Origin of the sequence: Cupriavidus sp. BIC8F, from assembly GCF_032465815.1 — a bacterium.
Taxonomy (GTDB): Bacteria; Pseudomonadota; Gammaproteobacteria; order Burkholderiales; family Burkholderiaceae; genus Cupriavidus; species Cupriavidus necator.
On record NZ_CP136095.1, the window covers coordinates 652,073 to 670,774 of the forward strand.

Annotated in this window: 17 protein-coding genes; 7 read left to right on the plus strand and 10 right to left on the minus strand. The window is 68.8% G+C overall.

Annotation, left to right across the window (positions count from 1 at the left end; translation table 11 throughout):
* Window positions 1–126 precede the first annotated feature (126 nt).
* The 4 genes from RS901_RS23190 to copD are packed head-to-tail and all read left to right on the plus strand — an operon-like array spanning window position 127 to window position 4,351.
* A complete protein-coding gene (locus RS901_RS23190) occupies window positions 127–1,971 on the plus strand; it encodes a copper resistance system multicopper oxidase (protein WP_316156335.1) in 1,845 nt (614 codons plus the stop codon).
* Between the two features lie 26 nt (window positions 1,972–1,997).
* A complete protein-coding gene (locus RS901_RS23195; protein WP_316156337.1) occupies window positions 1,998–2,996 on the plus strand; it encodes a copper resistance protein B in 999 nt (332 codons plus the stop codon).
* A gap of 35 nt (window positions 2,997–3,031) precedes the next feature.
* Entirely contained in the window at window positions 3,032–3,418 is a 387-nt protein-coding gene (gene copC, locus RS901_RS23200) for a copper homeostasis periplasmic binding protein CopC (protein WP_316156339.1), read from the plus strand.
* Window positions 3,419–4,351, plus strand: a complete 933-nt coding sequence (gene copD / locus RS901_RS23205; RefSeq protein ID WP_316156341.1) for a copper homeostasis membrane protein CopD — start codon at window positions 3,419–3,421, stop codon at window positions 4,349–4,351.
* An 11-nt stretch (window positions 4,352–4,362) separates the two neighbouring features.
* Here the strand turns inward: copD and RS901_RS23210 are convergent, their stop codons facing one another.
* Together RS901_RS23210 and RS901_RS23215 are read right to left on the minus strand one after the other, a co-directional pair.
* A complete protein-coding gene (locus RS901_RS23210; RefSeq protein WP_316156343.1) occupies window positions 4,363–4,551 on the minus strand; it encodes a hypothetical protein in 189 nt (62 codons plus the stop codon).
* Entirely contained in the window at window positions 4,539–5,867 is a 1,329-nt protein-coding gene (locus RS901_RS23215; RefSeq protein ID WP_316156345.1) for a tetratricopeptide repeat protein, read from the minus strand. The genes RS901_RS23210 and RS901_RS23215 overlap by 13 nt, the downstream gene beginning before the upstream one ends.
* Window positions 5,868–6,084: 217 nt before the next feature.
* On the opposite strand from RS901_RS23215, the gene RS901_RS23220 reads away from it, so the two are divergent.
* The gene (locus RS901_RS23220; RefSeq protein ID WP_316156347.1) at window positions 6,085–6,528 is read left to right on the plus strand and encodes an FKBP-type peptidyl-prolyl cis-trans isomerase; all 444 of its coding nucleotides are present in this window, start codon (window positions 6,085–6,087) and stop codon (window positions 6,526–6,528) included.
* A 9-nt stretch (window positions 6,529–6,537) separates the two neighbouring features.
* On the opposite strand, the gene RS901_RS23225 is transcribed toward RS901_RS23220, so the two are convergent.
* A complete protein-coding gene (locus RS901_RS23225; protein ID WP_316156349.1) occupies window positions 6,538–7,332 on the minus strand; it encodes a VacJ family lipoprotein in 795 nt (264 codons plus the stop codon).
* A gap of 40 nt (window positions 7,333–7,372) precedes the next feature.
* Window positions 7,373–10,009, minus strand: coding sequence for an MMPL family transporter (locus RS901_RS23230; RefSeq protein ID WP_316156351.1), 2,637 nt, complete (start codon window positions 10,007–10,009; stop codon window positions 7,373–7,375).
* 170 nt (window positions 10,010–10,179) lie between these two features.
* Between RS901_RS23230 and RS901_RS23235 the strand changes: the two genes are divergently transcribed.
* Complete coding sequence (locus RS901_RS23235) at window positions 10,180–10,824, plus strand: ABC transporter substrate-binding protein (protein ID WP_316156353.1); 645 nt, start codon at window positions 10,180–10,182, stop codon at window positions 10,822–10,824.
* Window positions 10,825–10,837: 13 nt separating this feature from the next.
* Here RS901_RS23235 and RS901_RS23240 read toward each other — a convergent pair whose 3' ends face one another.
* Genes RS901_RS23240 through ispH form a run of 6 tightly spaced genes read right to left on the minus strand, consistent with a single transcriptional unit; the run spans window position 10,838 to window position 17,485 of the window.
* Window positions 10,838–11,842 carry a lysylphosphatidylglycerol synthase domain-containing protein gene (locus tag RS901_RS23240; protein WP_316156355.1) on the minus strand — a complete coding sequence of 335 codons (1,005 nt, stop codon included), beginning with the start codon at window positions 11,840–11,842 and terminating at the stop codon, window positions 10,838–10,840.
* Between the two features lie 9 nt (window positions 11,843–11,851).
* Window positions 11,852–12,655 carry a hopanoid biosynthesis-associated protein HpnK gene (hpnK, locus tag RS901_RS23245; protein ID WP_316157276.1) on the minus strand — a complete coding sequence of 268 codons (804 nt, stop codon included), beginning with the start codon at window positions 12,653–12,655 and terminating at the stop codon, window positions 11,852–11,854.
* Window positions 12,656–12,693: 38 nt separating this feature from the next.
* Complete coding sequence (hpnJ, locus tag RS901_RS23250) at window positions 12,694–14,118, minus strand: hopanoid biosynthesis associated radical SAM protein HpnJ (protein WP_316156357.1); 1,425 nt, start codon at window positions 14,116–14,118, stop codon at window positions 12,694–12,696.
* Window positions 14,115–15,269: a bacteriohopanetetrol glucosamine biosynthesis glycosyltransferase HpnI gene (gene hpnI, locus RS901_RS23255; RefSeq protein WP_316156359.1), complete on the minus strand. Its 1,155-nt coding sequence runs from the start codon at window positions 15,267–15,269 to the stop codon at window positions 14,115–14,117. Before hpnI ends, hpnJ begins: the two co-directional genes overlap by 4 nt.
* Before the next feature lie 11 nt (window positions 15,270–15,280).
* Complete coding sequence (gene hpnH, locus RS901_RS23260) at window positions 15,281–16,450, minus strand: adenosyl-hopene transferase HpnH (protein ID WP_316156360.1); 1,170 nt, start codon at window positions 16,448–16,450, stop codon at window positions 15,281–15,283.
* A 21-nt stretch (window positions 16,451–16,471) separates the two neighbouring features.
* Complete coding sequence (gene ispH / locus RS901_RS23265; RefSeq protein WP_316156362.1) at window positions 16,472–17,485, minus strand: 4-hydroxy-3-methylbut-2-enyl diphosphate reductase; 1,014 nt, start codon at window positions 17,483–17,485, stop codon at window positions 16,472–16,474.
* A gap of 207 nt (window positions 17,486–17,692) precedes the next feature.
* Here ispH and hpnA point away from each other — a divergent pair, with 207 nt between their 5' ends.
* Window positions 17,693–18,700: a hopanoid-associated sugar epimerase gene (gene hpnA / locus RS901_RS23270; protein WP_316156364.1), complete on the plus strand. Its 1,008-nt coding sequence runs from the start codon at window positions 17,693–17,695 to the stop codon at window positions 18,698–18,700.
* Window positions 18,701–18,702 lie beyond the last annotated feature (2 nt).

Sequence of the window (18,702 nt, forward strand, 5' to 3'; positions counted from 1 at the left end):
GGCAACTCTACGCCGGCAACGCGGGCGCCAACATGACCGGAAGATTACCGGAATGTCATGTTCCAGTCAGACGAGCGTAGGGTGGCCTTCGCTACGCTTGTCATGCTTTCAACCAGGACTGATGACATGCGACGCCACCCCAGTACCGGCCTTGTGCTGCCCGATTTACCCCGCCGCCGCTTCGTGCAAGGGCTGGTTGCCGGCGGCGTGGTGGCCAGCCTTGCCGGCGTTGGCGGGAGCGCGTGGGCGCAGCATGCGGGCCAGCGCGCCGGGCAGCCTGCCCTGGCCGGCTCCGGCTCGGCGCCGGTCCTGCGCGGCACCGAGTTCGACCTGGTGATCGGCGAGTCGCTGGTAAACTTTACCGGCAAGCCGGCCATCGCCACCACCATCAACGGCATGCTGCCCGGCCCGACGCTGCGCTGGCGCGAAGGCGACACGGTCACCATCCGCGTGACCAACCGCCTGCGCGAGGCCACCTCGATCCACTGGCACGGCATCATCCTGCCGTTCCAGATGGACGGCGTGCCGGGCATCAGCTTTGCCGGCATTCCGCCCGGCGAGACCTTCACCTACCGCTTCAAGGTCGCGCAGACCGGCAGCTACTGGTACCACTCGCATTCCGGCTTCCAGGAAATGACCGGCGTGTACGGCGGCATCGTCATCGATCCGGCCTCTGGGCAGGAAACCGTGCGGGCCGACCGCGACCACATCGTGCTGCTGTCGGACTGGACCGACGAAGACCCGATGCGGGTGCTGACCAAGCTCAAGATCCAGGGCGACTACTACAACTACAACCAGCCGACGGTGGTCGACTTCTTCCGCGACGCCTCGCGCGACGGGCTGAAGCAGGCGCTGGACAAGCGCAGCATGTGGAACCAGATGCGGATGAGCCCGACCGACCTGGCGGACCTGTCCAGTGCCACGCTGACGCACCTGGCCAACGGCGTCACGCCGGCCGGCAACTGGACCGGGCTGTTCCGGCGCGGCGAGACCGTGCGCCTGCGCTTTATCAACGGCTCGGGCAACACCTTCTACGACGTGCGCATTCCCGGCCTGAAGCTGCGGGTGGTGCAGGTCGACGGCCAGGATATCGAACCGGTCACGGTCGACGAATTCCGCTTCGGCCCCGGCGAGACCTGCGACGCTATCGTCGAGCCGCGCGACGACGCCTACACCTTGTTCGCGCAGTCGATGGACCGTACCGGCTATGCGCGCGGCACGCTGGCGGTCAGGGAAGGGCTGGCGGCGCCGGTGCCCGCGCTCGACCAGGCCGAATGGCTGACCATGACCGACATGATGGGCGAGATGACGGGCCACGGCGGGCATGGCGGGCATGCCGGACACGGCGGCATGCAGCACGGCGCGATGCCGATGCAGGGCATGGACCACGCCGGCATGGATCACAGCCAGCACACCATGGCCGCCGCCGATCCGCTCAAGGTCCCCAGCAAGACCGCCCGCCACGCCCGCACCGAATACGGTCCGGGCACCGACATGCGCGTCGACATGGCCCGCACCAACCTGGACGATCCCGGCATCGGCCTGCGCAACAACGGCAGGCGCGTGCTGACCCTGGCCGACCAGCACACCATCGGCGGCGCCATGGATGCGCGCGGCGCCGGGCGCGAGGTCGAGCTGCACCTGACCGGCAATATGGAGCGCTACACCTGGTCCTTCGACGGCGTCGAGTTCGGCAAGTCGACGCCGATCTACTTCAAGCACGGCGAACGGCTGCGCGTGATCCTGCACAACGACACCATGATGACCCACCCCATGCACCTGCACGGCATGTGGAGCGAGCTGGAAGCGCCGGACGGCAGCTTCCAGGCGCGGCGCCACACCATCCCCGTGCAGCCGGCGCAGCGCATCAGCTTCCTGGTCACCGCCGATGCGCTGGGGCGCTGGGCCTGGCATTGCCACCTGATGCTGCATATGGATGCGGGCATGTTCCGCGAAGTGGTGGTGGCGTGATGGCTCAACCTGAATTCGCAATCTCCATGCACAGGCACACGAAGACGATACTGGCCGCGGCGCTGGCATTGACCGCAATCGGCGCAGCCCAGGCGCAGGACCCGCATGCCGGCCATGCGCACAAGCACGATGCCCCGGCCGCCATGCAGGGCATGGACCATGGCCAGATGCAGGGCATGGAGCAGGACGGGATCCAGACCATGGACGGTGGCGGCGCGCCGATGCCGGACGTGCAGGGCATGGCCGCCCCTGTCATGGACCACGGCGACATGAAGATGCAGGGCGGCAGCGCGCCGCCCGACGCCCGCGATCCGCATGCCTATTCCGGCGGCTACCAGCTGGGCGTCGGCAAGTACGCGCTCGGCGACAAGCGCCAGCTGGTGATGGCCGACGAGCATTTGTTCGCCTCGGTGCTGGTCGACCGCCTGGAGTGGGCCCACGCCAACGGCGGCAATGCCGCCGCCTACGAGATGCAGGCATGGTTCGGCAACAGCTACGACAAGCTGGTGCTCAAGGCCGAGGGCGAAGCGTCGAAGGGCAAGATGCACGAGGCCCGCACCGAGCTGCTGTGGGGCCACGCCGTGGCCAGCTACTGGGATACCCAACTGGGCCTGCGCAACGACGCCGGCAGCGGGCGCCCGGCGCGCAACTGGCTGGCCTTCGGCGTGCAGGGGCTGGCGCCGTACTGGTTCGAGGTCGATGCCACTGCCTATGTCGGCAGCAGCGGCCGCACCGCGCTGCGGCTGTCCGCCGAATACGAATTGCTGCTGACGCAGCGCCTGATCCTGCAACCACGCATCGAAGCCAACCTCTATGGCAAGAACGACCCGGAGGTGGGCATCGGCAGCGGCTTGTCCAACGGCACCGTGGGGCTGCGGCTGCGCTATGAGTTCAGCCGGCAGTTCGCGCCGTATATCGGCGTGGAGCGCTACCAGACCTTTGGCAATACCGCCGACATGATCCGGACCTCTGGCGGCAAGGCTGGCGAAACGCGTTTCGTCGCCGGTGTCCGGGTCTGGTTCTGACACCACAACTTCATCATCCCCAAGCGGAGATAACCATGCATGCCAATCGCCCCCTGATCCAGACCCTGCTTGCCGCCAGCGCCGCGCTGGCCAGCAGCGTCGCCTTCGCGCACCCGAAGCTGGTGTCGTCCACGCCGGCGGACAAGGCCGAAGTGGCGGCGCCGCAAAAGATCGAACTTCAGTTCTCCGAGACCCTGGTCACCCAGTTTTCCGGCGCCAGCCTCGTGATGACCGGCATGCCGGGCATGGCCAGTCATGCGCCGATGAAAATGGCCGCGAAAGTCTCCGGCAGCGACGACCCCAAGGCCATGGTGATCACGCCGGCGCAGCCGCTGCCGGCCGGCAGCTATCGGGTGGACTGGCGGGCGGTGTCGTCCGATACCCATCCCGTCAACGGCAATATCGCCTTCACGGTGAAGTAATTGCCGCAACCGGACTGGGTGGCCGCCGGGCTGCGCCTGACGCTCTATGTCGACCTGGCCTTGCTGTTCGGGCTGCCGCTGTTCTGCGCCTATGCGCTGCATCGGGGTGAACGGGCCTCACGCTTTGCCATGCGATGCCAGGCGCTTGCGCTGGGCTGTGCCGTAGCGGGCATCGTGCTCTCGCTGGGCGCCCTCGTCGTGATGGCCCGGGCGATGACGGGGGTGTCCGACTACGCTGCATTGCAGGGCCATGCCTTCGCGATGATCGTCACGGGCACGGATTTCGGCGCGGCCTGGTCGGTGCGCCTGGTGGCCCTGCTGCTCTGCGTGCTGGCCGGCGTGTCCTGGCGCAGGCGGCCGGGCGCGCGCTGCGCTGCGCTGGCCGGGTTCGGCGGGATTGCGCTGGCCACGCTGGCCTGGGGCGGCCACGGCGCGATGCATGAGGGCGCCTTGCGCTATGTCCACCTGAGCGCCGACGTGGCGCACCTGCTGGCCGCCGGCGCATGGGTTGGCGCGTTGGCCGCGTTCGTGCTGCTGTCGCTGGCGCGGCCGGGATCGGACCAGGCGGCCGTGGCGTTGCTGAGCCGCACCTCGAACGGGTTCGCCCGCGCCGGCACCATCATTGTTGCCACGCTGCTGCTGACCGGCGTGCTCAACTACTGGTTCATCGTGGGCCCGGCGCTGCCGGATTTTGCGCCGATGTCCTATGGCGGGCTGCTGGCCGCCAAGCTCGCGCTGTTCGTGGCGATGCTTGGCATGGCTGCCGCGAACCGCTTCCGCCTGAGCCCGCGGCTGGCATTGGCGGTGCAGGCCGGGGAGCATCGGGTGGCGGCGCTGGCGTTGCGGCGCAGCCTGCTGCTGGAAGCCTGCGCCGCCGCGCTGGTGATGGCCCTGGTGGCCATGCTGGGGATGCTGTCTCCGGCGCCGGTGTGAGGCCGGGGCCATCAGACATAGGCAATCAGACGTCCGGCACAGATCACCAGCGACCACGTCACCACCGAGACAATGGCGCTGATCCGCGCGCCGGCTGGCGGCGCGACGCCGCTGTCCCAGCCCCGTTGCCCGGCATGCAGGCTGCGATATGGCCCATAGGCGCCGATCCAGGCCGTGGCAGTGAGACTTATGCGCGGCACGAATCGGCGCGCTGCACCAGCCGGTGCAGGCTGGGGCTCATGGGCTTGAGCGCGGCGCGTTCGGCCGTGAGCGCGATCGCCAGGTTGCTGCGGCCGTCGCGCAGCGCCGCTTCCAGCAGGGTCAGGCTGATGACGTCGCGCTGCGCATGGCTGCCGCCGAAGCGGTGGGCGATCAGGCGCACAGGCATCAGCAGGTCGATGGCGGTGGTGTAATCGCCCTGGTCGAACGCGATCAGGGCATCGGCCACCGGCAGCCCCACATCGCGCGACATCATCGCGTTGGTGCCGTTGCCAAGGGCGGCGCGCTCCAGCGCGGCACGGACCTGGTCGGCTGCCGCGGGCCGGTGCGCGCCCAGGCTGGCCATCACGGCATGGACATCGTTGAAGGCGTAGTAGCCGGCCGCGCCGCGGCCCAGCCAGTCGTCCGCCACCGGCTGCCAGCGCCCGCCCACGTCCACGCCGCGCAGGTGCAGCCGCCACAGCAGCGCGGAGGCATCCACCAGGTCCAGCGCGATCGCCGGCGCGGGGCGCTTTATATAGCGGTCGTACAGCGCCAGCACCTCGTCGGTCCTGCCCTCTTCCAGCTGGAACAATGCCAGGTGCCACCAGTTGTGCACGGCCAGCATATTGTCGTCGGACCAGTCGTCGCGGCGCCCGTCCAGCCAGGCGATGCCGTCGGCCAGCCGGCCCTGCATCTCCATCACGTGCGCCACCGCGTGCACGGCCCACGGGTCGCGCGGATTGAGCTCCAGCGCGCGCCGGCCGCTTTCCTCGGCGCGGCCGTAGAGCTGGGTTTCTTCCAGGCCGAAGGCATGCATGCCGAGCAGGTAGCCGTAGCCCGGCATGCCGGCATCCCAGTGCGGCAGCGCCTGCGCCACGCGGTCGCGCAGCATCGATGACTGCCCCAGCAGGAAGTCTTCGAGATGCGCGGTCTGGATCGCCAGCAGGTCGCGTGGATAGTCGATCACGATATCGCCGTAGAGCCGGACCGAGCGCTCGAACTCGCCGTCCAGCCAGGCGCGTGCCGCGGCAATGTGGCGGCGCTCGCGGTCGTTGGCGCGGGCATGCAGGGCTTCGCCGGCTTCGACGCTCTGGCGCAGCATCGGCTCGGCCGTGCCGTCGCCGGCGGTCACCATCAGCGCGGCGCGCAGCGCGTGGCCCATGGCGAAGCCGGGGTCGGCGGCCAGCGCCGTGTCGATGGCGGCGAGCGGGTCGCCATAGTAGCCGTTCAGCAGTTGCAGGGCGGTCTCATACTGCTCGACCGAGCGGGCGTTCTGGGTCGAGACCGGAAGATCCCGTGAATCCGTGAGTGCCATGGCAATCTCCGTGCGCCCGCGGCAGCGGGGCTGTCACGAACCATCGTAGACGGCAAAACGCCCCGTGTAACGGATGTGGCGGGGTGCGCCGCACCATGCCCGCCGCAAGGCGCATGGCCGGGGTGCGTTGTGCGCTATATGGCGCTGCCGCCATATCGTTGCCGTGTGTCGGTTAAACTGCCGCATCCCCAATCACGACCTCACGACCAGGTTTCCCATGAAAACACTTGCGCTTTTCCTCGGCACCCTGACCTTCGCCTGCGCCGCATCCGCGGCCGCCCCGGCTGCCTCGGCCCCGGCCACCCCGGCCGCACCCGCGGCGGCGCCGCAGACGCTGGCGTCGGGCATGACCATCCAGCACCTGATCAAGGGCAATGGCGCCTCGCCAAAGGCCACCGACTCGGTGCAGGTCCACTACCGCGGCACGCTGGCCGACGGCACCGAGTTTGACAGCTCGTACAAGCGCGGCCAGCCGATCTCGTTCCCGCTCAACCGCGTGATCCCGTGCTGGACCGAAGGGGTGCAGGCGATGCAGGTGGGCGGCAAGGCCAAGCTGACCTGCCCGCCGGCCACGGCCTACGGCGCGCGCGGCGTGCCGGGCACGATCCCGCCGAACGCCACGCTCACCTTCGAGGTGGTGCTGCTGGGGATCGGCGGCTAAGACCCCGCATCAGCGCGGCGCCTGCGGCTGCGCGGGCGCGGGCGCGCCCGCCGGCGCCTCCGCGGCGGGCGCTGCGGCCGCGCCGCTGTCGTCGTTTTCGTCGTAGTCCGGCAGCGACGTGTTCTCTCCCAGCAGGTAGCGGCGCCGCTGCAGGTAGGCATCGCGCACAAAGGTGTACTTGTCCAGTGCCGCCAGCTTCAGCAGGTCGGTGGCGCCCAGCAGGTTGGTGCGCACGTCCACCACGTTCATCCCGAACAGCGAATTGCGCACCGCCGGCTCGGCATAGGTGGTCGGGTCGAACCAGAAATTCACATACAGGCCCACGCCGTCGCGGAATGAGCTGGGGCCGAACAGCGGCAGCACCAGGTAGGGTCCCGACGGCACGCCCCACGTGCCCAACGTCAGGCCGAAATCCTGCGAATGCTTCTGCAGCCCGGCGGGGGTGGCGATGTCGATCAGTCCGCCGATACCCAGCACGGAATTGATCGCGACCCGCATGAAGCTCTCCGCGGCCTCGACGCCTTTGCCTTGCAGCAGGTTGTTGGCAAAGTTGCCGATGTCCGCGATGTTCGAATAGAAATTGGTGACCGCGGTGCGCACCGGCTCCGGCGTGACCGCCTTGTAGCCCTTGGCCACCGGCACGGCCACATACTGGTCGAGCTTGTCGTTGACGGTGAAGACCGCGCGGTTCATCGGCTCGAGCGGATCGTCGGGATTGGCTTGCGGGCCGGTGGCGCAGCCGGCGAGCAGGGCGGCGGCAATGGCGGTGGCGGCAACAGATGTAGCGCGCTGGCGTAAAGGCATCGTACGAAGGGGTTCGGGGTCGGCCGCGTCGGGTTTGTGATTATGACCGGGCGGCTTTGTCATGTTTGTGATGGGCGCCTTCGCGCGGGCGGCCCATCAGGATCGGCTGGAAGAACACGGCCCCTACCAGCGTGCACGCCAGCGCCAGCGCCAGCAGCTTGCCCATGCTGGCGGTGCCGGGATGCTGCGACAGCCACAGGCTGCCGAAAGCGGTGGCCGTGGTGGCCGCACTGTACAGCACGGCGTGCGTCAGGCTGGACTGCAGCAGCTGGGTCTTGCCGTGCCGCCAGGCAATCACGTAGTAGATCTTGAACGCGACGCCCACGCCCAGCAGCAGCGGCAGGGCAATCACGTTGGCAAAGTTCAGCGCAATGCCGAACAGCACGCACAACTCCAGCGTGACGATGGCCGAAACCAGCAGCGGTATCAGCGTGCGCAGCACGTCGCCGAAACGGCGCAGCGTGATCCACAGCAGGATGGTGATCGACACCACCGCCCAGATGCCGGCCTGCGCAAAGGCGGCCATGATGGTGTCGGCCGAGCCGCGGATCGCGATCGGCCCGCCGGTGGCGGTGGGCGCCACGCGCTGCACCGAGGTGATGAAGCGGTCCAGCGCGGCCTCGCGCTGCGCGCTGACGGGCGGCGGCAGCTTCGGGCTGACGCTGACCAGCGCGCGCCCGTCCGGAGTGATCCAGTCGCGCACCAGTTCGGGCGGCAGCGTCTGCTGGCTGACGGGCTGCGGGCCCAGCGCCAGCTTCAGCCGTGCCAGCGCCAGCTGCAGCGGCACGGCGATGGCGCGCTCGGCGCGGTCGCGCGTGGCGGCGTCGGCGGAGGCCAGCTTCTTCAGCGCGGCGGACAGGTGCGCGGCTTCGGCCGCGCCCGGACCGGGATGCTCGTCGGCGGCGATGGCCAGCTGCCGCGCGGCATTGCGCAGCGCATTGGCGCGCGCGGTGTCGGTGGCGGGCGTGGCGGTGGGCTGCGTCAGCGCCGGCATCAGCGCGGCCGAAGCCTGGCCGATGGCCTGCAGTTTGGGCGGCTGGTCGTCGGGGACAAAAGTCTGCAGCGTGACCGCGCGCGCCACCTCGGGCAGCGCCGCCAGCTTGCTTGCCAGATCGCCCGCGGCCGGCAGCGAAGGCGCCAGCACGCTGACATCGTCGGTGCCGGCCTGCGGCGCGTCCCTGAGCGCCAGCAGCGTGGCCATCGATTCAGATTTGGGGTCCTTCAGGTGCAGCGGGTCGAAGTCAAAGCGCAGGTGCGGCAGCAGCGGCGCGCCTGCAAGGATAGCGAGCAGGGTGACCAGCAGCACCGGCTTGCGATAGCGGTCGAAGAACCGGTCCGCGGGCGCCAGCCACGCGAAACCCGGCGCCTCGGGCTCGCCGCCGGGCTTGAGTACGCAGATCAGCGCCGGCAGCAGCGTGAAGGTGGTGGCGAATGCCACCATCATGCCCACGCCGGCGATCAGCCCCAACTCGGCCACGCCGCGGTAGTCGGTGGGCAGGAAGCAGAAGAATGCCGCCGCCGTGGCCGCGGCAGCCAAGGCCAGCGGCGCGCCCACGCCGCGCGCGGACAGCCCCAGCGCTTCGACGATATGGTCGCGGTCATGGCGCTCGGCGCGGTAGCGCACGCCGAACTGGATGCCGAAATCCACCCCCAGCCCGACGAACAGCACCGCGAACGCCACCGAAATCATGTTCAGCGAACCGACCATGGCCAGCCCCAGCGCGGCGGTGATCAGCAGCCCGGCAAACAGGCTGGCCAGCACCGCCACGATCAGCCGCGCCGAGCGCAAGGCCAGCCACAGGATCAGGACCACCACCAGCACCGTCAGCACGCCGTTGAGCACGGCGCCGTCGCTGACCGAGGCGAATTCATCGTCGGCCAGCGCCTGCGGGCCGGTCAGGCGCACCGTGGCCTGGTAGCGCTGCGCCAGCTGCAGGTCGGCCGCTGCCTGCCGGATCGCGCGCGAGGCGGCGGCCCCGGCCTGCAGGTCGCTGTAGTCCAGCACCGGGCTGAGCGCGAGGTAGCTGTAGACCTGTCCATCGGGCCCGGGCTTGAGGCTGGCGTCGAGCAGCCCTGCCCAGGACAGCGCGGCGGGCTTGCCGGCCAGCACCTGGTCCAGTGTCTGTGCACTGCTGCCCAGCAGCCTGGCCATGTCGCCCAGCTTTACCTGCCCCATCTGCAACGGCAGCGTCAGCGTGGTGGTGAGGAGATCGGACAGGCCGCGCAGGGTCGGGTCATGCGCGAGCGCGTTGACCAGCGGACGCGCCTGCACGAGCTGCTGCGTGAGCTGGCGCACTTCATCGGTGCTGGCGAACAGCAATCCGTTGCGCGCGAAGAACGGGCCGCCGCCGGGCTGGCTGACCGCGGTGAAGCGTGCCGGCTGGCGGCGCAGCGCCTCGGCCAGCGCGTCGGCGGCGGCGTCGGCCAGCTCTGTCGCGGGCGCCTGCACCACCGCCAGGATCAACTGGTTGCGCTGGGGAAAGGCGTTGCCGATGGCGGCGTCGCGCACCGCCCAGGGGGCGTCGGATTCCAGCAGGCGACCGATGTCGGTGTTGATCGCAAAGTTGCGGGCCACGTAGGCGCCGCTGGCGGCGGTCAGCAATGCCGCCAGGATGATGACGCGCCACGGCCAGGCGGTGGCAAGCCGGACAATGCGTGTCAGCAGCGAAGTCAGCATGGGCGGATCCAAGGAGCACGAACCGCGAGTATATCGGCTGGCAGCGTGGCGCATGCGGCATGCGCGGCCCGGGCATCCGCGATTCAGGCCGATCCGCTATAAACTGTCAGCCTGGCGCCGCCCGTTGCAGCGGCGGCGCCGCTTCACAGTCCTTCCTGACTTTCACATCCATGACGATTCACGGTTTGCTTCCCCTGGCGCCGCTTGCAGCGGTGGCCATGGTTTCCGTAGCGCACGCCCAGGCTGTCCAGCCCGGCGACCTGCGCGCCAGCCCCGAGCGGCTGGTGCAGGCCGCGGTGGAGGGCGTGATCGGCACTATCCAGTCCAATCCCGACACCCGCGCCGGCGACCTCGGCAAGATCACCGCCGTCGTGCAGAAGCATTTCCTGCCCTACACGGATTTCCAGCGCACCACGCGGCTGGCGGTGGGCAGTGCCTGGCGCACCGCCACGCCGGAGCAGCAGCAACAGCTCCATGAGCAGTTCCAGATGCTGCTGGTGCGCAGCTATGCGGTGTCGCTGGCGCAGCTGCGCGAGCAGAACGTCAAGTTCCGCTACCAGCCGGTCAAGTCCGGCAGCGGCGCCACCGATGTGGTGGTGCAGACGCGCGTGATCAACAATGCCGACGAGATGCAGATCGACTACAGGCTGCAGCGCACTGCCAACGGCTGGAAGATCTACGACATCAATATGATGGGGGCGTGGCTGATCGAGGTGTACCGCAAGCAGTTTGCGGACATCGTCGCGCGCAGCGGGGTCGACGGGCTGGTGAAGTACCTGACCACCCACAACGCGCGCCAGGCGTCTGACGCCTGAGCGCCGCACGCCATCAGGGCGCGGCGTGACCGGTGTTCCGGTTGCGCCGCCAGTGGCGCAACTCCACCCATTGCCATGACAGCAGCGCAGGTACGCCGAACAGGATCTCGCGCGCGCGCTTGACCAGCGCCAGCGCCAGCGAGACCTGCGCATCCATCCCCAGCACCTGCCCCAGCAGCATCACCACCGCTTCCTGCACCCCCAGGCCGGCGGGCACGAAGAAGGCCACCTGGCGCGCGGCCTGGGTCAGCGATTCGATCGCCAGCGCCTGCCAGACCGGCACCGGATGGCCCAGCAGCATCAGCGCCAGCCAGATCTCAAGCGTGCCGCTGACCAGCCCTGCCAGTTGCCAGCCCAGCGCTGCCAGCAGCTCGCGCCGGCGCCGGTTGAGCGCGCGGATATGGGCATCGAGCCGCGCGCCGTCGATCATCGCGACAATGCGGTGATCCCCGCCAAACAGCTTGCGCGCCGCGCTTTCCAGTTTCTCGAATATCGCGGTGTGCCGCAGCGACAGCGCGAACAGCACCGGCACCGGCAATGACAGCAGCAGCCCGGCCAGGATCACCCAGGCCCCGCCGCTGTCCTGCAGCGCGGCCACCAGCAGCAGCACCCCCATGGCCGAGAACAGGTACTGCGAGAACAGCGTCACCATCACTTCGACCACGATGCTGGCAGTCACCGCGGTGGTGTCGCGGATGCGCAGCCGCGTCAGGCGGATACCGACCAGTTCACCGCCGACCCCCACCGTTGGCAGCAGGCGGTTGACCGCTTCGCGCACCGTGGCGACCCACCACAGGAAACCGAGTCCCGCCTTCTCCTCGGGGTCGGCCGAGGTCAGCAGGACGCGCCAGCCTTGCGCGTCGAGCAGCAGCGGCAGTGCGTGCAGGGGCACCAGCAACAGCAGCAGCCAGCCGCCCTGCGCCACGATCGCGGCGATATCGCTGGCGCCCTGGTGGATCACCAGGGCGGTGAGCGCCAGCAGCCCGATCAGGCCGGTCAGGTAAGCAATGCGTTTCATCGTGGAAAGTCAGGGCACCAGCACGTCGGCAAAGCCGCCGCGCCGGTTGGCCGCGCGCTCCAGCGCGGCGCGCACGCGCGGCGACAGCAGCGCGGCCAGTTCGTCGGCGTGGCGGTAGCCGCGCATCGATGCGGTGATGGCCGCGCCCGACACCACGGCCGGGTGCAGGTAGATCTCGCCCACGCCAGCGGGCAGGCGCGCCAGCGCCTGCAGCAGGGCTGCCTCGTCCATCTGGCCGCTGCGCGCGATGCCGACCACGTAGTCATTGTGCGCGATGCCGGCGCGGTCCAGGCGCCGGCGCAGCAGCGCCAGCCAGGGGCGCAGCAGCAACGGTGCGCCATGCTCGCGCGGCAGGCGCATCGCGCGCAGGCCGTAGTCACGCCCGATCGACAGGATCAGCGACAGCACCGTCGGGTGCAGGTGGAAATGCTTGTGCGTGTTGACGTGGTCCAGCGGCAGGCCGGTGGCGGCAAAGGCTTCGAACTGCGCACGGATCTCCGCCGCCAGCTGGCGGCGCACCCGCGGCAGGAAGAAGAAGCGGCAGCCGTCCAGGGCCATGGCCGAGCCGAAGCGGCCTCCGGCGTCGACCAGGTCGGGGATCTGCGCGCGCGGCAGCGTGGCCGGGCCGTCGGCCAGCACCAGGTGCAGCCCCACGCGCAACGACGGCAGGCGGCGCGCGCGCTCGAGCGCGTCCGCCACGGCGGGCGCGCCCACCATCAGGCTGGCGGCGCTGAGCACGCCGTCGCGGTGGGCCAGCTCCACCGCCTCATTGACGGCGGGGTGCAGCCCGAAGTCGTCGGCGGTGACGATCAGCGCGCGTTGCGAGGCACAGGAAAGCGCGTGGGCCAGGATCAGGCCTCGTGCGAGCGCAGGAAGCGGAAGAACTCCACGCCTTCGCGCAGGCGCCGCTTCATCATGTCCCAGCTGCCCAGCATCTCGCGCACGATTTCCCAGATCTTGCCGGGGCGGAAATAGAAGCGCTTATAGAAGGTCTCCACGCCGTGGTAGATGTCTTCCTTGGACAGGTGCGGATAGCTGATCGCGGCCAGCTGCACGCCCTGGTCGTTGACCAGGTTGATGACCTTGTTTTCCTCGAGCCAGCCGTTCTCCACCGCCTGCCGGTACAGCGTGGTGCCGGGGTAGGGCGCGGCCAGCGACACCTGGATGGTGTGCGGGTTGATTTCCTTGGCGTACTCGATGGTCTTCTCGATGGTCTCGCGCGTCTCGCCCGGCAGGCCCAGGATAAAGGTGCCGTGGATCTGGATGCCCAGCTTGCGGCAGTCCTCGGTGAAGCGGCGCGCAATGTCCGTGCGCAGGCCCTTCTTGATGTTCAGCAGGATCTGGTCGTCGCCGGACTCATAGCCCACCAGCAGCAGGCGCAGGCCGTTCTCCTTCATGATCTTGAGCGTGCTGTACGGCACGTTGGCCTTGGCATTGCACGACCACGTCACGCCCAGCTGGCCCAGCCCGCGCGCGATCTCTTCCACGCGCGGCTTGAAGTCGGTGAAGGTGTCGTCGTCGAACATGATCTCCTTGACCTCGGGCATGTTCTCCTTGATCCATTTGACCTCGGCGATCACGCTTTCGGCCGACCGCGTGCGGTAGCGGTGCCCGCCCACGGTCTGCGGCCACAGGCAGAAGGTGCAGCGCGAACGGCAGCCGCGGCCGGTGTAGATCGACACATAGGGGTGCTTCAGGTAGCCGATGAAGTAGTTGTCGATCTTCAGGTCGCGCTGGTAGACCGGCGCCACGAAGGGCAGCTCGTCCATGTTCTCGATCATCGGGCGCTGCCCGTTGTGTTCGAGCGAGCCGTCCGGCAGACGGTAGGAGAGGCCCAGGATGTCCTTGAGCGGCTTGCCCGCGGCCACGTCCTGGCAGGTGTAGTCGAACTCCTCGCGGCAGACGAAATCGATGGCCTCGCTCGCACCCAGCGTGCCGCCCGGATCGACCGCGGGCTTGGCGCCGACCATGCCGATCATCACATCCGGTTTGCGCTTCTTCAGTTCCTCGGCGAACTTGGCGTCGGTGGGGAAGGAGGGCGTGCTGGTGTGGATGATGACCAGGTCATAGTCCGCGGCGATATCCAGCGTCTGCTGCACGGTCAGGCCGTCGGCCGGTGCGTCCAGCACGCGGCTGCCCGGCACCAGCGCGGCGGGCTGCGCCAGCCAGGTCGGGTACCAGAACGACTTGATCTCGCGCTTGGCCTGGTAGCGCGAGCCCGCGCCGCCGTCGAAGCCGTCGAAGGAAGGAGCCTGGAGGAACAGGGTTTTTTTCATAGCGGCCTCTGGGGATGGATGCCGGTGGATGAAGGTTGGTTCGGGGTCAGCGCAGGACTGGTGTGCAGGGCATCGCGCACCGACAGCACCTGCTCGCGCCACTGCACGCGCTTGCCTGCCAGCGCAAATGCCCAGCCGGCCAGCAGCAGCGCATCGCGCAACGGTGCGCGCAGCGCGGCGGCGACGCTGCCTGCCAGCACGCTGCGCGCCAGCGCGCCGGCGGCGGCCACCGCAAGCACCAGCGGCAGCGGTGCCAGCAGCACACCCAGCGCCAGCATCGGCCAGGTGAACGTGATGAAGGTAAAGGCAAAACCCGGCGGATTCAGCGAGCGGATCGTGCGCAGCCAGCGCAGCTCATGCCGCCACAGGTCGGTGAAATGGTCCTCGGTGACGTCGGTCGTGACCATGACCTCCGACAGCACCGTGCGCAATCCTTGCTGCCGCGTCAGCTCGCCCAGCCAGTAGTCGTCGGCCAGCCGGCCGGACAAGGCTGCGAAGCCGCCGATGGCTTCCAGCGCATTGCGGCGCAGCGCAATGGTCGCGCCAAAGGCAAAGCGTTGCGAGCCGCCCGCGTGGGCGATGCGCACCGACGGCGCGAACCAGTCGTTGATGAACTGCGCGCCGATGCGCGAGCACAGGCCGCCTGTCGGATTGCCGCGGTAGAGGCAGGTGACCACGCCCACGCCGGCGTCGGCCAGCGGCGCGGTCACGCGCGCCAGGTAGTCGGGCGGCACGGCGATATCGCTGTCGGCGATCACCAGCAAGTCGTGCCTGGCCCGCGCGAACAGGTTGATCAGGTTGCTGACTTTCAGGTTGGTGCCGTGCACTTGCGGATCGACCACCAGCGCGATGTCGCACGCCGGGTAGTCGCGGCGCAGCCGTTCGACCACGGCGATGGCGGGATCGTCCGCGGCACGTACGCCGAATACCAGCTGGAACGATGGATGCCGCTGCCGGCACAGCGTGGCCAGGTTCTCGTACAGGCGGGGCTCGGTGCCGCACAGCGGCTTGAGCACGCTGGCCGGTGTCGTTGCCGTGCCGCCGCCTGCCGCGGGCGCGCGGCGCGACAGCCAGGCGGCGGCCAGCGCATAGCCCGCCGACACGCAGGTCAGCGCAGCGCCCGGGAGGGTGGCGGCAAGTTCGGCGGCCATCGGCAGTGCGGTCAGTGCGTGGCCGCGGCGTTGGCCTTGGCCGGCCGCGGCCGGTTGGCGGGTGGCTTCGCGCGCTGGATTTCCTCGAGCTTGATCTCGACGTGGCGCGAAAACACGTAGTCGGCCGGCCGCTGCTTGTCCAGCGCAATATCGGGCGCCATCGGCCCACTGGTGCGCACGCCGCGAAGGCTCACGCCCAGCGCCTTGAGCGGATGGGCAAAGGTGTCGGCGACGGCGGTGGCCTCATAGCCGCTGTGCACCATGCAGTCGGCGCACTTCTCGTAGTTGCCGGTGCCGTAGGCGTCCCAGTCGGTCTCCTCCATCAGCTCGCGGAAGGTGGCGGCATAGCCCTCGCCCACCAGGTAGCATGGACGCTGCCAGCCGAATACGGTGCGCGCCGGGTTGCCCCACGGGGTGCAGTGGTAGGTCTGGTTGCCGGCCAGGAAGTCCAGGAACAGCGTCGACTGGCTGAAGGCCCAGTTCTTGCCGGCGCGGCCACGGCTCAGGATGTCGCGGAACAGCTGGCGGGTCTTGCCGCGGTTCAGGAAGTGCTGCTGGTCCGGCGCGCGTTCATAGGCATAGCCTGGCGACACGGTGATGCCGTCCACGCCCAGCGCCTTGACCGAGTCGAAGAACTTCGCCACGCGCTCGGGCTGGGCATCGTTGAACAGCGTGCAGTTGATATTGACGCGGAAACCCCGTGCCTTGGCCAGCCGGATCGCCTCGACGCAGCGGTCGTACACGCCTTCCTGGCACACCGAGCGGTCATGCATCTCGCGGTCGCCGTCCAGGTGCACCGACCAGATGAAATACGGGCTGGGCTGGTACTGGTCCAGCTTCTTTTCCATCAGCAGCGCATTGGTGCACAGGTAGACAAACTTGCGCCGCGCGATGATGCCTTGCACGATCTCCGGCATGTCCTTGTGCAGCAGCGGCTCGCCGCCGGCGATGGACACCACCGGGGCACCGCATTCATCCACCGCCTCCAGGCATTCCTGCACCGACAGGCGCTGGTTCAGGATGGGGTCCGGATAATCGATCTTGCCGCAGCCTGAGCACGCCAGGTTGCAGCGGAACAGCGGTTCCAGCATCAGGGCAAGCGGATAGCGTTTCTGTCGCGACAGATGCTTGCCGACGATGTAGGCGCCCACGCGGGCGACCTGCAGTAGCGGAATAGCCAAGGCAACTTCCTCTGGTTGGGTTCAGCCGGCGATATTCTCGTTGGCGGTGGCAGGTACGGCCGCGACCGCGGCGGTTTCCTTGCCGGCCTTGCGCGGGGCCGGTTTCGGCTTCACGTCGGCCAGCTCGGCCGGCAGCCGGAACTCGGCATGTTCCTCGCGCCCGGCCATGGTGGTGACATCCACCGGGCCCAGCCGGCGCAGCGCGTTGATCACGTCCTCGACCATTTCCTCGGGGGCGGAGGCGCCGGCGGTGATGCCCACCACGTTGGCGTTGCGCACCCAGGCGGGGTCCAGTTCGCTGCCTTCGGCGATCAGGTAGCTGGGAACGCCGCTTTCCGTGCCGATCTCGCGCAGGCGGTTGGAGTTGGAGCTGTTGGTCGCGCCGATCACCAGGATCACGTCGGCCAGCTTGCACAGGTCGCGCACCGCGCTCTGGCGGTTCTGCGTGGCGTAGCAGATGTCGCGGGTATCGGGACCGACCAGGTTGCTGAAGCGGCGCCCGAGCGCGGCGATGATATTGCGGGTGTCGTCCACGCTCAGCGTGGTCTGCGTGACGTAGGCGACCGGGGTGTCGGCGGGCAGGTCCAGCTGCGCGACCTCGGCTTCGTTCTGCACCAGGATCACCTTGCCCGGGATCTGGCCCATGGTGCCTTCCACCTCCGGGTGGCCGGCATGGCCGATCAGGATCACGGTACGGCCGCTGGCAGCGTACTGGCGGCCCTGGGTATGGACCTTGATCACCAGCGGGCAGGTGGCGTCGATGGCATGCAGCTGGCGCTGGCTGGCATCGGCGATGACCTCGCGCGAGACCCCGTGCGCGCTGAAGATGGTCACGGCGCCGGTCGGGACTTCGTCCAGTTCTTCGACGAAGCGCGCCCCCTTGTCCTTCAGTCCCTCTACGACGTGCTTGTTGTGCACGATCTCATGTCGCACGAACACCGGGGCGCCATGCTTGACGAGGGCGCGGTCGACAATCTCGATCGCGCGCACCACGCCGGCGCAGAAGCCCCGGGGCTGAGCAAGAATCACCTGCATAAAGTAAGCCCCCCGACCCTTTGCAACGGGTGTCAGTGTTTGGGATGGCGGGACGGGAAATGCACCGGCAACTACCGGAGATCCACCGCAGATCACATTTCCGTCGCACGGTGGTTACTATATACCCGACACGCCGGCTTTGTCTGGAGTCGCTTTGGCCAGCGCGAGGCTGGCCAAGGCGACTCCGCCTCACGGGAAAACGGGTTTATGACGAAAAACGATGACGTGCTGGTGACAGGCGCCTCGGGCTTTCTGGGCTCGGCGGTGGCGCGCAGGGCGCTGGCACGCGGCTTCCGGGTGCGCGTGCTGGTGCGCCCGCAAAGCCCGCGGACCAACCTGGCCGGGCTGCCGGTGACCGTGGCGGAAGGCGACATGCGCGACGCCGGCGCGGTGGCCGCCGCGCTGCAGGGCGTGCGCTACCTGTTCCATGTGGCAGCCGATTACCGGCTGTGGGCGCCGGACCCCGAGGACATTGTGCGCACCAACGTCGATGGCACCCTGGCCGTGATGGAGGCCGCGCAGCAGGCCGGCGTCGAGCGGGTGGTCTATACGAGCAGCGTGGCGACGCTGCGGGTGGCCGGCGCGCGGGCGCCGGTGGACGAGACCGCGGCGCTGCGCCCGCACGAGGCCATCGGCGCCTACAAGCGCAGCAAGGTGCTGGCCGAGCGCGTGGTCGAAAAGCTGGTGGCCGAGCGCGGCCTGCCGGCGGTCATCGTCAACCCGTCTACCCCGATCGGCCCGCGCGACGTGCGGCCCACGCCGACCGGGCGCATCATCATCGAGGCGGCCACGGGCAAGATCCCCGCCTTTGTCGATACCGGCCTGAACCTGGCGCATGTGGATGACGTGGCCGAAGGGCATTTGCTGGCGCTGGAGCGCGGCCAGGCCGGCGAGCGCTACATCCTGGGCGGCCAGGACGTGATGCTGCAGCAGATGCTGCGCGACATCGCGCAGCTGTGCGGCCGGCGCCCGCCGACCGTGCAGTTGCCGCGCTGGCCGTTGTACCCGCTGGCGTACGGGGCGGAGGCGGCGGCGCGCTTTACCGGCAAGGAGCCGTTCATCACTGTAGATGGACTCAATATGTCCCGGTACCGGATGTTCTTTACATCAGACAAGGCGCGCAAGGCGCTGGGCTATCAGCCGCGGCCTTACCAGGAGGGTTTGCGGGACGCGCTGGAGTGGTTCCGGGCGCAGGGGTATCTCGACAAGCGCTAAGC